At 33.2% G+C, this 12,395-nt stretch carries 16 protein-coding genes and 1 pseudogene; 15 read left to right on the forward strand and 2 right to left on the reverse strand.

From position 1 onward, the window contains the following. The first annotated feature begins 348 nt into the window (after window positions 1-348). From AC6CHR_RS24745 to AC6CHR_RS24765, 5 genes are all read left to right on the forward strand, one after another. Window positions 349-750, forward strand: coding sequence for a hypothetical protein (locus AC6CHR_RS24745; RefSeq protein WP_498251841.1), 402 nt, complete (start codon window positions 349-351; stop codon window positions 748-750). A gap of 92 nt (window positions 751-842) precedes the next feature. Beyond that, a complete protein-coding gene (locus AC6CHR_RS24750; RefSeq protein ID WP_498251843.1) occupies window positions 843-1,280 on the forward strand; it encodes a CBO0543 family protein in 438 nt (145 codons plus the stop codon). Between the two features lie 137 nt (window positions 1,281-1,417). Further along, window positions 1,418-1,696 carry a hypothetical protein gene (locus AC6CHR_RS24755; RefSeq protein ID WP_498251844.1) on the forward strand — a complete coding sequence of 93 codons (279 nt, stop codon included), beginning with the start codon at window positions 1,418-1,420 and terminating at the stop codon, window positions 1,694-1,696. Between the two features lie 305 nt (window positions 1,697-2,001). Next, the gene (locus AC6CHR_RS24760) at window positions 2,002-2,817 is read left to right on the forward strand and encodes a MerR family transcriptional regulator (RefSeq protein WP_498251846.1); all 816 of its coding nucleotides are present in this window, start codon (window positions 2,002-2,004) and stop codon (window positions 2,815-2,817) included. A gap of 96 nt (window positions 2,818-2,913) precedes the next feature. Further along, window positions 2,914-4,119, forward strand: a complete 1,206-nt coding sequence (locus AC6CHR_RS24765; RefSeq protein WP_498251847.1) for an MFS transporter — start codon at window positions 2,914-2,916, stop codon at window positions 4,117-4,119. Window positions 4,120-4,229: 110 nt separating this feature from the next. Here AC6CHR_RS24765 and AC6CHR_RS24770 read toward each other — a convergent pair whose 3' ends face one another. Further along, window positions 4,230-4,775 (reverse strand): helix-turn-helix domain-containing protein, encoded by a 546-nt coding sequence (locus AC6CHR_RS24770; protein WP_498251848.1) that lies wholly within the window; start codon window positions 4,773-4,775, stop codon window positions 4,230-4,232. 324 nt (window positions 4,776-5,099) lie between these two features. Between AC6CHR_RS24770 and AC6CHR_RS24775 the strand changes: the two genes are divergently transcribed. Beyond that, on the forward strand, window positions 5,100-5,495 hold the full coding sequence (locus AC6CHR_RS24775; RefSeq protein WP_498251849.1) for a DoxX family protein: 396 nt from the start codon (window positions 5,100-5,102) through the stop codon (window positions 5,493-5,495). Window positions 5,496-5,529: 34 nt separating this feature from the next. Then, a complete protein-coding gene (locus AC6CHR_RS24780; RefSeq protein ID WP_498251850.1) occupies window positions 5,530-6,486 on the forward strand; it encodes a VOC family protein in 957 nt (318 codons plus the stop codon). A gap of 354 nt (window positions 6,487-6,840) precedes the next feature. On the opposite strand, the pseudogene AC6CHR_RS24785 reads toward AC6CHR_RS24780, so the two are convergent. Beyond that, window positions 6,841-7,153 (reverse strand): annotated as a pseudogene (locus AC6CHR_RS24785) (DMT family transporter). A 177-nt stretch (window positions 7,154-7,330) separates the two neighbouring features. Between AC6CHR_RS24785 and AC6CHR_RS24790 the strand changes: the two are divergent. From AC6CHR_RS24790 to AC6CHR_RS24825, 8 genes are all read left to right on the forward strand, one after another. Further along, entirely contained in the window at window positions 7,331-7,408 is a 78-nt protein-coding gene (locus tag AC6CHR_RS24790; protein WP_498251859.1) for a VOC family protein, read from the forward strand. Next, window positions 7,405-7,749 carry a hypothetical protein gene (locus AC6CHR_RS24795; RefSeq protein ID WP_498251852.1) on the forward strand — a complete coding sequence of 115 codons (345 nt, stop codon included), beginning with the start codon at window positions 7,405-7,407 and terminating at the stop codon, window positions 7,747-7,749. The genes AC6CHR_RS24790 and AC6CHR_RS24795 overlap by 4 nt, the downstream gene beginning before the upstream one ends. 775 nt (window positions 7,750-8,524) lie before the next feature. Continuing rightward, window positions 8,525-9,097 carry a GNAT family N-acetyltransferase gene (locus AC6CHR_RS24800; protein WP_498251853.1) on the forward strand — a complete coding sequence of 191 codons (573 nt, stop codon included), beginning with the start codon at window positions 8,525-8,527 and terminating at the stop codon, window positions 9,095-9,097. Window positions 9,098-9,225: 128 nt separating this feature from the next. Next, a complete protein-coding gene (locus tag AC6CHR_RS24805; RefSeq protein WP_498251854.1) occupies window positions 9,226-9,705 on the forward strand; it encodes an NUDIX domain-containing protein in 480 nt (159 codons plus the stop codon). Window positions 9,706-9,781: 76 nt separating this feature from the next. Next, on the forward strand, window positions 9,782-10,504 hold the full coding sequence (locus AC6CHR_RS24810) for a hypothetical protein (protein ID WP_498251855.1): 723 nt from the start codon (window positions 9,782-9,784) through the stop codon (window positions 10,502-10,504). Window positions 10,505-10,643: 139 nt separating this feature from the next. Continuing rightward, on the forward strand, window positions 10,644-11,138 hold the full coding sequence (locus tag AC6CHR_RS24815) for a GNAT family N-acetyltransferase (protein ID WP_498251856.1): 495 nt from the start codon (window positions 10,644-10,646) through the stop codon (window positions 11,136-11,138). Window positions 11,139-11,245: 107 nt separating this feature from the next. Next, the gene (locus AC6CHR_RS24820; protein WP_498251857.1) at window positions 11,246-11,428 is read left to right on the forward strand and encodes a hypothetical protein; all 183 of its coding nucleotides are present in this window, start codon (window positions 11,246-11,248) and stop codon (window positions 11,426-11,428) included. Window positions 11,429-11,539: 111 nt separating this feature from the next. Beyond that, a complete protein-coding gene (locus AC6CHR_RS24825) occupies window positions 11,540-12,094 on the forward strand; it encodes a GrpB family protein (protein ID WP_498251858.1) in 555 nt (184 codons plus the stop codon). Window positions 12,095-12,395 lie beyond the last annotated feature (301 nt).

Raw genomic sequence — 12,395 nt, forward strand, 5'->3', positions numbered from 1 at the left:
TTTTATAGATCCTTCTTTCAAATGCACAAAAACCGCATAATGTTAACTGTTTTTGTATAGTGTATTCAAGCGATTACCTGGAATAGTAAAAAAAGTAGCCACCTTCCACAGTGGTTACCACGATTCCATCACGTCTTTACTCTCTACAATTAAAGTATATGTAGTTATGGAAATAAAGATGTAACTTTTCAGAAAAAGGACTGTTATTGCTATCTGGCGTGAATACGCACCGTAAGGCAGACAAGACTATAAGGTATGGAAGAAATGTCCGTGCAACGTCTGAACATACTAAATCGTTCTGCGATATGAAGCTAGTATGAAGGCAGACTTTTAACCTCATAAATTTTCGTGGGTGATTATAATCACTTAATACCCTTATTAGTTGTAGTTATTGCTGTGCTATATGTTTCAAAGGTATTTTCTAAGATTGTTAGATATATTGGTTACGGGTACTTCCTTGTACTGTCTTTGGTCTTCATCATAGTAAGAGAAAGAATCAGTTACCTTTATGAAAACCCTCTAATTCCAGTTTATTGGGATGAGAATTCAAATTGGGCTGAGATAGCAATGTTTCTCTATTTAGTGCCAACAGCAATTATATTTCTAACCCTGTTCTATTCTTGGTTCAAAAGAGAGAAAGAATTAAAGGGAAGACTTCTTATATTACTTTTCTTTATTGGTGTGTTGGTATTGCTTTTTGTATATTCCTTTTTCTTTATCGTTATTCAACTAAAGGGGCAGGTTAGTTAAAGAAGAATAATTCATCGAATATATAATGATGATATGTTTGATATTGTTGTTTTTAAAAAAACGAGGTGTTCCTCTTGGTGAAGCTATTTATAGTGACAGTTATATTAGTTCTTTTCGTTGCCCTAAAAATGCCCAGAAAAAGGACTAGGCACGAGTTACTAGCTACAATACAGTTTGCATTGTTAATGAATTTTGTAACTGATTTGTATCTTGATTTAAAGTACAAACTTTACTGGTATTTTGATAAAGAACAAATAGAGTGGTCGTACCTAGCTGTAGCCCTAGGTGAGGTTGCTGTATTAGTTATTTTTTTTAATTATTTTCCCCTGAAATCAAATGCCATTAAGAAATTTATATATATCTTGGGATGGACATGCATTCTTGTACTACTTGAGTTGTATGCAGTTTATATTAGAGTTTTACATTATGGTGAATGGAATATAATCTATTCGGCGGTGGTTTACTTTATTTCAATGTACATCCTTTATTTCGTATTAGACTACACGGCGGATAGAAGAGAAACTCAGTAATAAAGTCGCAATTTTTTCTTGAACTAACGGGTGCAATAAGAGTACAAAGTCATCGCTTCTTCAACTATTGGGGCAGTAGAGTTTATCAAGGATATGGATTTTTATGGTAAAGTTATATGTATAAGGAGGACTTTTAAATGAATTTTATTTTGTTAATTATAGCTATACTTGTTTTATCCTTTTCATTAAGACAGATGACATTGATTGAAAAAAGTAAAAATAAATCAACCATGCAAGAAATTAAGCAAAATTTTAGTTTACTTCTATGCGGTATTCCAGCAATTGTGACATTGGTTTTTATTCCATATCAAGTCTGGGTATTAACTGGGAAGTCTAATGACTGGGATGGGGTTTATATTATAGGTGGAACTGTTATCATTGCAATAATTATTAGTTTTGTTTTCTACTATAAATGAAAGTTGAAAACAACTAACGGGTGCTTAAGTTGAACAAGACCTGTCATTTACAACAGGATCTTTTGCTGCGTAGTACAACCATACTGGTAATGTAATAAACATCTGAAGACGGTTATGTTCAAAGTGATTGTCTTTTCATATTTTACTAAATACTGCGCAACAAAGAATATACATCAGCAAATGTCATTTCAATATTATCACTATGTTAATGTTGGTGCAAAGGGGAATTAATAGTTGTTGGAGAAATGTAATTTTTAATGTAATAGACGCTCCGAATTAAAAGATTAAAGAGAAAGGTTTTTTTTATGAAAAATCTTTTTACAATAGGAGAAATGGCAAAACTTCATAATATATCCATGAAAACACTGAGATACTATGGTGAAATTGGATTACTAGAGCCAATTCAATTTGCAAGTAATGGCTATAGATACAATTCAACCGAACAGTTTGAACAGCTAAATACGATTCAGTATTTAAAGAAATTAGGGTTTTCTTTGAAGGAAATCAAGGGTCATCTAGACCATAGAGATATTGATGGTTTTTTGAGTTTATTAGAGAAGCAAAAAAAACTGACAGAGAATAAAATTAAGGAACTAGAACAAGTCAGTCAAAAATTTCAAAATCGTATCAACGATATTACATTTGCTCGAGAAATAATCGAAATAGGAGTGGTAAGATTAGTTGAAAAAAATGAGAGAAAAGTAGTGAGTTTAATGGGGAGAATCGGTTCAGAACCGGAAATAGAGGTTTCATTAAGGCAATTAGAGAATCTGGCGAATATGAATTCTTCCATTTTTATTGGTGGTGTTGGACTTACGGTAGATGGAAATGATATTAAAGATAAAAAGTATGATGAATATAATTCTATTTTCATCTTAACGGAGGAAGAAGATATTGAGAGCCCATTAATTACGACCTTTCCAAAAGGAAAATATGCCAGTATTTACTATAGCGGAGACCATAACGATTCGTCTTTATATTACAAAGTGTTACTAGATTATATAAAGGATAATGGTCTTCAAATTATCGGGGACTCGATTGAAAGAATGATTATTGACCATTACATTTCAAGAAACAAAGAAGATTTCCTGACAGAAATACAAATTCAAGTTACCTATTGACCTTCCCCTTACAGGAAGGTTTATTATTTGTGTGCTGCCTGTAAAGGGCTTTTCCATATATTGATTTATGACGGAATAAAAAAAGGAGAACATGAAATGACAGATACAAATAATAAAATTTGGTCACTATCGTTTGTTTTCATAGTAGTTTCAAATGCCTTAGTCTTTATGATATTTGAAATGCTATTACCTACTCTTCCCTTATTTGTCACTGCCTTAGGAGGTGGAGCAAGCCAGGTCGGTTTAGTAACAGGGATTTTTATGTTATCAGCCATTTTAATTCGACCATTCGCGGGGATTCTTACAACTAAGTTTGATAAAAAACTACTTTTAATTTTAGGTATTTTCATTATGACCTTATCTACGGGTGCCTATTATTTCTCTACTAGCATATCAACGTTATTGCTTATTCGTTTGGTTCATGGAGCTGGATTCGGATTAGTCACAACTTATTTTGCGACGCTTGCTGCTGAAATCATTCCTAAAGATCGTCGGGGGGAGGGTATTGGCTATTTCGGTGTTGGAGAAACAGTCGCCATCTCTATAGGCCCAATGCTTGGGATTATGACATTAGAATTATATGACTTTCAACGGTTATTCTTTGGAGGAATGGCGGTTCTTTTTCTAGCAGTTATCATGGCTGTTTTTATCAAGAGAGCGCCTAAAGGAAAAGAGTTAGATAAACAAGTTAGTGGGACAATCAAACTATTCGAGAAGCAAGTTTTGTTTCCTGCATTTCTAATCTTCTTAATTGGAATTGCGGCAGGTGGAATTATGTCTTTCTTGTCTTTATATGCCATAGAGAGGGACTTTACTCATGTAGGACTATTTTTCTTATTGATTGCCGCAGCAAGTTTTATCATTCGTTTACTATCAGGAAAGTTGTTTGATTTATACGGGCCATCAATTATTCTAATACCAGGCTCGATTTTCTCTATTATCGGATTGATTATCCTGTACGTTGCCGTCAGTGATAGCATGTTTTTCATCGCTGCTATATTTTATGGATTTGGATTTGGTGCGATTTTCCCAGCCATTCAAACATGGTCTATGAACTTAGTAGGGGAACATGAACATGAGGATGCGATGGCTACATTCTTCAACTTTTTTGATTTAGGTATTGGAGGAGGTTCCTTTATCCTTGGACTAGTTGCTTCAGTTGCATCATATCAAGCAGTATATCTTGGAGCATCAATTGTATATGGTGTGGTTCTAGTAATCTATGCTGTTTATATTGTTGTAAAAGGAAAACCTCATAAACATAATGGTAAAAGTGTCCAAGTAGATAATCAAGCAATCTAGAAAGCGTGATAAGGGTTAAAGGGTCTGGTGGGGATCACTAAAGTATAAAAAATAGGTAGCAAGATCCTTGCTAGCCTATCCATCTTTTTGTACTTGTCTAGCCACCATGCCTATATTAGATCATCTAATTTTGTATCAGAATAAATGGCGATTAGGATGACTGATTTTGTATCTCCAATATTTTTTACGATATGCGGAACACTTGCATTCCAACTAAAAGAATCACCTTCTTCTGCGATGATAGAATCTTCCCCTTGTTCAGCTAGGACTTTTCCTTCTAGAACTAAATGGCACTCTTCGCCTTCGTGAGCATGGGGTTCATCTTCTCCAATAGCAAATCCAGGTGGAGATTCAATGATCATCATTCGTAATGGACCTTTTGAGGTTATATGCTCAATTTTTAAATTTTTTAACGATGAGGTTCTTCTTGCTTCTTTTCGAACGACACGCATGTGCTGTTTCTTTTCTAATAGTAAGTAGGGTAGTGGCACCTTCAGAAATTCTGCTATGGTATTTAGTGTGTTAATGGAAGGTGAAGTATTGTTGTTTTCGACATTACTTATAAAGCCTTTTGATAGCCCTGTACCTTCACACATTTGTGCAATCGTAATTTTTTTTCTATTTCTAATTGAACGGATTTTGGTCCCTATATCCAACCTATTCACCTCTATATGTTTTCTTTACCGGAAGCGCTTATGATAATAGTAGCAAAATCATTGACAGTCTACAAGTCCCTTGTTACCATATAGTGAACTAATATTCTTATATAGAAACAAAAGATGAGGTTTATTTTTTGTGTAATAGTTTTCTTATATGATTATTAATTTCTTATTAAGTTAACGTTTGCTTCATATCTAGGGGTAAGTTGGCCGTAAAAACGTCTTATGTAAAAGGTGAAAGTTAGGGGGACAAAAATTAGTTGTTACGAAACAAGATATTGGTTTGTGAAAAAATAATTTATTTCTTTAGGAGGAATTAAAATGAAAAACAAACAAGATATTGGTGCACTATTACTAAGAGTAATTCTCGGGGTTATTTTTATAGGACACGGCGCTGAAAAATTTCAAGGTGGTATTGGAAATATTGCAGGGTGGTTCGAAAGCATTGGATTGCCTGGATTCTTGGCTTATATAGTAGCAAGTATCGAGTTAGCAGGTGGAATTGCAATGCTACTTGGTTTGGCCACACGTATCGTAGGAGGACTATTTGTCTTAGTGCTTTTAGGAGCGGTTCTGAAAGTTCAATTCGCTGCAGGTTTTATTGGAGGGTACGCGTATGATCTTGCGTTAGTAGCGATGTCTGCCTATTTCTTACTAAACGGAAGTAAGCTTTATTCTTTAGACTATTATATTTCAAAAACAAGAAACAAGGAATAAAAAGGGGGGGAAGACAGCCTAAAGGTTGCAAATAATGAAATATATAAAGATTATTGCAGTAATTACCATTTTGGCTATTGGAGTTGCACTATTTATATTTTTAAACAAGGAAGACCATAAGGAAGATTTGAGTATGAAAACTTATACAGGAGTAATGGAACCTAGAATTGGATATGTGGAACTGCAAGTTTCTGACTTAGATCAGTCTTTAACTTTTTATAAGGAATTAATAGGATTTCAAGAATTAGAAAGAGATGAAAAAACAGTAACATTGACAACAGATGGAACTGGCCCGCAGCTTTTATTAAGAGAAGAGGAATCGTTTGTTAAGCGGCCGTTTAGATCAACCGGTCTTTACCACTTTGCGATCCTCGTTCCTACTAGACAGGATTTAGCTTTATCTATAAAACATTTAATAGAAAGTGGTCATCCTGTACAAGGGGCTTCGGATCATCAATATAGTGAAGCAGTATATCTAGCAGATCCAGATAATAACGGAATTGAAATATATGTAGACAGAGATTCAAATCAGTGGACAAGGGATGGAAATGGTGGTTATATCGGAGCCACTAACCCGTTAGATGCTGAGAGTTTATTTGCTGAAATTAAAGAGAACACATGGAATGGTTTAGCTAGCGGAACAAGAATAGGCCACATGCATTTACAGGTATCAGATATAGAGGAGTCAGAAAGATTTTATGTGGAAGCACTTGGACTTGATATTGTTGCCAAAGATACTCATATGCTTTTTGTATCTAAAGACGCATACCACCACCACATTGGAATGAACACTTGGGCAGGAAAAGGGTTACCTGCACCACCGGAAAACGCATTAGGATTAAAGTATTTTACCCTTCATTTTACTGAAGAAGAGTTTAATAGTGCAAAAGAGAATCTAGATCGATTAGGATTTAATTATAGTGAGGACAATAAAGAAATGTCTGTCGAGGATCCTTCAGGAAACGCCATAAAAATTATATTGCAAAACTGAAAGATTGGTTCGGACTCTTTTATAAGTTCATAAACAATAATTAATGTTTGAGATTTTGGTAGAACTAATTATTGTTTTAGATAATGCCCATTAAGCGGAAGTTATTGAATTGGATTCCGCTTTTTTTGTTCAACAAATAGTTCATAGTAGACTAAATACTGCGCATTAAATAATGACAGACGGCTTTATGAAGATTGCACTTAAGTTAAAAAGATTTGTGGTATAAGGATGCTTATAATAAGGGTGTATAGAAAAAAGGATTAAGAGTAAGCATTCGACATCATAATCCTTTCTATTTTTCTCTTTTAAAAATGATTACGTCACTTTTTAAGACTTGAGAAAGATACTACATTTTTATTCGATAAGTTTTAATCCCACTGCGGAAAGCAATATTACTCCAATACATACTAACCTTTTCCATTCCCGTGGCTCATTAAATAGAACCATCCCCATTAATGCAGATCCAACGGTCCCAATTCCTGTCCAAATAGCATAGGCCATTCCCATTGGGATTTCTGTCATAGCATAAGATAACAATAGAAAACTCAAACCAAAATATAAAATTATGAAAAAAAGAGCATTTATTTTGTTTTTCTCCTAGTCTTTTTACATTATATACACCAATCACTTCAAAAGCACCTGCTGCTATTAATCCTAGCCAAGTCATTTCGTAATCGCTCCCTTTACTTCCAATATTGTTGTATCCTTACTACCACTTAAAACTTTCAAGCCGATAACTCCGCAGAGAAGGGTAGCAATAAACATAACTTTATAAATATTAAAAGGTTCTCCGAATACTACCATTTCAGCTACAACAGTACACTCATTTTAGGAGGAAACCATTATGAAAATAGAACATGTGGGGATCATGGTCAATGACATGAACGAGTCCTTGGCGTTCTACCAAAACATCCTAGTGTGAATGGGAATATTGCTTATATTTTTAAGTATATAGAAAAAGGGGATAAATACCGTGATAGAAAAGAGTTTTATCTAAATAAAGATGGAAGATTCAAAAGTAATATTCAAAAAATAGATGATAATTTATATATAGTTTATTCTGAAGAAGATGCAGTAACTTTTGTGGAACAATGCAATAAGTTTCTCAAAAAGGAATGTCAAAGTAATGGTATAGAATATATTAATGATTTCCGAGCATTGATTGTTGAAGGAAAGAGAATAGGCCCTCCTGAACATCTTTTTACAAGAGATGAATTGAAAAACCTACTAATAGTGGAAATGATCATGAGAAAAACACACTAGTTGTAAATAATCAATGTTATTTGGAGTTGTTAGACAATTATAGTTTCAATGATTTTGAATTTATAAAATATCCGGTAAGACATGAAGGATTTCAAGCTTTCAATAATTACGTAGGGAAATACTCTAGCCTATATCATTTTGAAGAAACATATATATCTTCTTTGCAAGGCTGGCTTATGTACTTACAAAGAGGAGGGACAGTTTACTTAGATTATGTTAGAGAAAATAGGGAAGAAAAATTATTATTAAACGAGATTCTTTCATTCTACAAGTAGGTGTTTTGGAAAATATCTTTAGAGTGCGAAAATAGATATTATCGCACTCTTTTTCGTCTGAAAATAAATGTGATAGAGAATCGTGATACCTTCGCAATAGGTTTATATTTAAATTTTTATTAATGAATAAGGGATAGAATGTATTAAGGATGAAGTTTCTTTAGGATAAGAAGTGGAATTATGGTTAAATTTTATTATCTATCTGCTATTCCTTCTTGGTTAAAAACGTTTTTATATAGCAGGAAATATGTATTTAGCAATAGTGTAGCTTAAGAGCTAACTCTCTTATTACGTAGTAGACTAAATACTGCGCAACAAAGATCGGCATAATTTTGGAAAATAAGAAAAGCAATTTACTTTTTTCTGGTATGAGTTTGTTATGAAGACTGTTAGTTTGTGAAGTTTTTCACTTAAACTAACGGGGCAGTTTAGTTGAAGAAGGATTTTCTATAAAAACCACGAATAATTTAGAAATAAATAAAAAAGAATTAGGTGGTAGTATGAATGAAGCACCAGTTATCAAAGGGGAAAATGTATTGTTACGTCAACCGATTCAAAGTGATATTACGGATTTTTTGAAAGTTGAAGTTAATGAAGAATTAGTAAAAATGTATGGTGGAGATACAAGGAATTTAACACCTAAGACGTTGGGAAAAGCAGAAAAGTTTATTGCTTCTATACTAGGAAATAAGCTTGAATGGTGTGTTGAGTTTAAGGGCCGTTTAGTAGGTCAAGCAAGACTATCAGTCAATGAGGAGGATAATCGCGCTCGTTATGCTGTTGGATTGTTTGACCCTTCTGTTTGGGGAAAAGGATTAGGTACAGAAATTACACAGATGGTATTACGTTATGCCTTTGAAGAACTAAATTTACATAGAGTTGATTTAACGGTTCTTCAATATAATAAAAGAGCAATAAAATGCTATGAAAAATGTGGTTTTATTCAAGAAGGAGTAGAAAGAGAAGGTGCTTTAATTGAAGGAAAATATGAAACAGATGTTTTTATGAGTATCTTGGATAGAGAATATCAAGCTTTAAAAGATACTTTTATAAGTATGAGTTTATTAAGCTAACGGGTAGCTTTGCATCAATTATGAGCAAGGCATTTTTCTAATTCGACTATAGGGTAGGATAATAACAAAAAATCCCAGAACCAATATATAATCAATTATAAATATTTTAAAAGGTGGAGGGATTTGTATTGGCTTATCATGTTAGAGTAAGGGCGTGTGCACTCATTTTAGAAAACGATTCGATTCTTTTAGTTGAATTTAAAGATGAAAATGGGCTGCATTATAATTTGCCGGCAGGTGGAGTAGAAATTAATGAATCTGTTGTCGAAGCAGTTCGTAGAGAAGCAATGGAGGAAGCATCAATTGATGTAGAAATCGGTCCTTTAGCCTTTGTTTATGAGTATGTGCCACACTTAAGTTCAAATAGATATGGAGAAACACACTCTTTACAGTTAATGTTTGAATGTAGGGTAAAAGATGGATTTATTCCAAAGCTACCAAATAACCCTGACCCAAATCAAACTGATGTTAAATGGATAAAACTAACTGAATTAAATGATATTGTTCTTTATCCAAATATAAAAGAACGAATAATTAATTATGCAAAAATCAAGAAAAATATTGAGCTAATTGAAGAGTTTACCCTTGAAGAATATGTATTAAAATAACTTCCTTATTCGACTAACGTGGCAGTTTAGTTGAATAAAAAATCATCTTAGGGGACACTAAAACGAGGTGTTGTCTATGAAAAGATACATAATTTTACTTTGGGCAATTGTTCTTTTTGCTATCCCTCAAAAAGTAGGAGCAATCATTGAAGGATATGATGTTGTTTCAAAGTTAAGTAATGAAGATATTACCTTGTATGCTAAGGAAGTAAATGGCTTATATCGAGACTTTAAAATTGATTTCAAGGGAGAAGTTTACTCAAGACCTTTTTGGTTAAGCGTTGCAAATAACCCCACTTATGCACCACAAATTTATTACAAAGACATCAATAAAGATAAAAAGAAAGAGTTAATCATAATTCTGAATAAAGGCTATGGAACTGGTGTATTACAGGAAGAAGTTTATGTCTATAGGTATACGAATGGATTGATTGATGTGCTGGTAGATAATCCATTAGCAATTATCTATAAAAACGTAAAAACAATGTTAACGACAGAAAAAGCCGAAGTCAGAGTGGGTGACAAAGAATATACAGTTGAAATAACCCCTTTTGAAATAAAACCTACAAACCTATTTGATGATATAGCCTTTGACGGAATTGTTGATTATGACGTAATTAACAATAATCTTATGGTCAGAGTAGGAGGACAAATATCCCCTGCAATGTCTATTGGAGATATTATTATTGTCTATGAATACAGAAATAAAATATATCAAGCGAAGACAATTGATTTAATAACAGATATTAATAAAAACCCTTTTTATGGTCCAGTGAAACATTCAGGAATATTCCACTAACGGGTGCAAGAGTTTAAGACAGGAGCTGTCGTTGGGACAGCTTTTCTTATTGAGCTAAAGTAGCAGGTTCGTTGAAGAACGAAAAGATTGTTATGGTTTTAGTTTACAATAAAAAAAGTTCAAATAGGGGAGGATTATCTTGCTATTCATTGATACAGAAAGACTAAAAATAATCACTTTTACCGTAGAAATGATGGAGGCATTTTTAAAAGGAAATAATGAAATAGAAAAAATAACTCCGTATAAAGTTGCACCAGAATACCCGTTAGAAGTGTATAAACAATTTTTTGAATACAAAATTGATAGATTTCGTAAGTTTCCAAATGAGAATGATTGGGAGGGAATTATCATCCAAAATGAAGATAATATGATTATGGGTGATATGGGTTTTAAAGGAGGACCAAACGAAGAAGGTATTATTGATATTGGGTATAGTATTGTACCAAGTTATCAAGGTAAAGGTTATGCAACAGAAATGGGTAAAGCAATGGTAGTTTGGGGATTATCTCGACCAAATGTTAAAAAGGTGATAGCAACTTGTGATAGAGATAACTTTGCTTCTAAAAGAGTTTTGGAAAAAATCGGATTTCATATAACAAATTCAACAGAGGACAAACTCTATTGGTCTTTTTAAAAAACTCTTGTTCCACTAACGGGTAGCGATTGTTCAATTGGAGCAGTCGCTTTCTCACTAACAAAGTAGGTAAGTTAAAAATGTGTTTAAGCTTGGAGGTCAAGATTATGAGTGCCATTATAAGTATATTATTTTATATAGTTATTCTTTTAGGGGTGTCATCATTATTGTTCACTTTATTAGGTTCTATATGGGATACTAATGAACCTGTAATTGCTTATCTTTTATCCTTAATTATTACTCAACTTGTATTAAATACTTTTGGTCAAATTAGTAAAGGTGATAAATAATATCTTTGTTCAGCTACGGGTGCATTACTTCAAGAAGGATTTCGTTTATTATTAGGAGAAGTTTAATTCGTCGAAGTAAAAATCTGAAACGTTTTGGAGGGTAATGTCTAGATGTCAGTAAAAGAGAATAATCAGACTGGTATTGAAATATTTCCTTACGATGAAAAATGGGAAAAAACATTTTTATCAATAGAAGATGTTATGAAAAATAATTTAGGCGATTTAATAATATGTGTGGAACACGTAGGGAGTACATCGGTGAAAGGACTTGGGGCCAAACCAATTCTAGATATAGACGTTGTAATAGAAGATTATAACGTTCTCCCTGCTGTTGTTAAAAGTCTTGAAAAGATAGGATATTATCATCAAGAGAATTGGAGTTTTGAGGGGAGAGAAGCTTTCGGCAGAAAGGATACCTTAGTTCCTTGGGATAGGCAAAATACAAATTGGATTGAACATCATTTATACGTCTGTAATAAAGATAGTAACGAATTAGCTAGGCATTTAGCCTTTAGAGATTATCTTCGCAACAATCCAGATGCAGTTGCTGAATACGAACAGTTAAAAAATAACTTGGCTAAGACTGAAAAAAACCGAATCACTTACACCGAGGGTAAAACGAAATTTGTAAATAAGATATTAGAGAAAGCAAATGTCAGTAGTTAGGAACTGCTTTTTTATCCTAAGTATGATTGTGAAATGTTGTTCTTAAATTAACAGGTGTAAGAGTTGAAGAATAATATGGGTTGCTACGGGAGACTTTTTTCTTTATCGTTCTTCAACTAAAGTGGCAGGATAGTTCAATAAGCACAGCGACAGAGTTTATGCGAACTCCGAACTACTTTTCACATTTCATTTTAGATACATAAAATTGGACTAGTTATAATATCTTGATAAAAAGTTTTGTGGAAGGAATCTGCTATGAAAAAATATTTCTATTTCATGATGTTATTTGGTCTTTTCTTTC

This window comes from Metabacillus sp. GQ13, assembly GCF_059758525.1.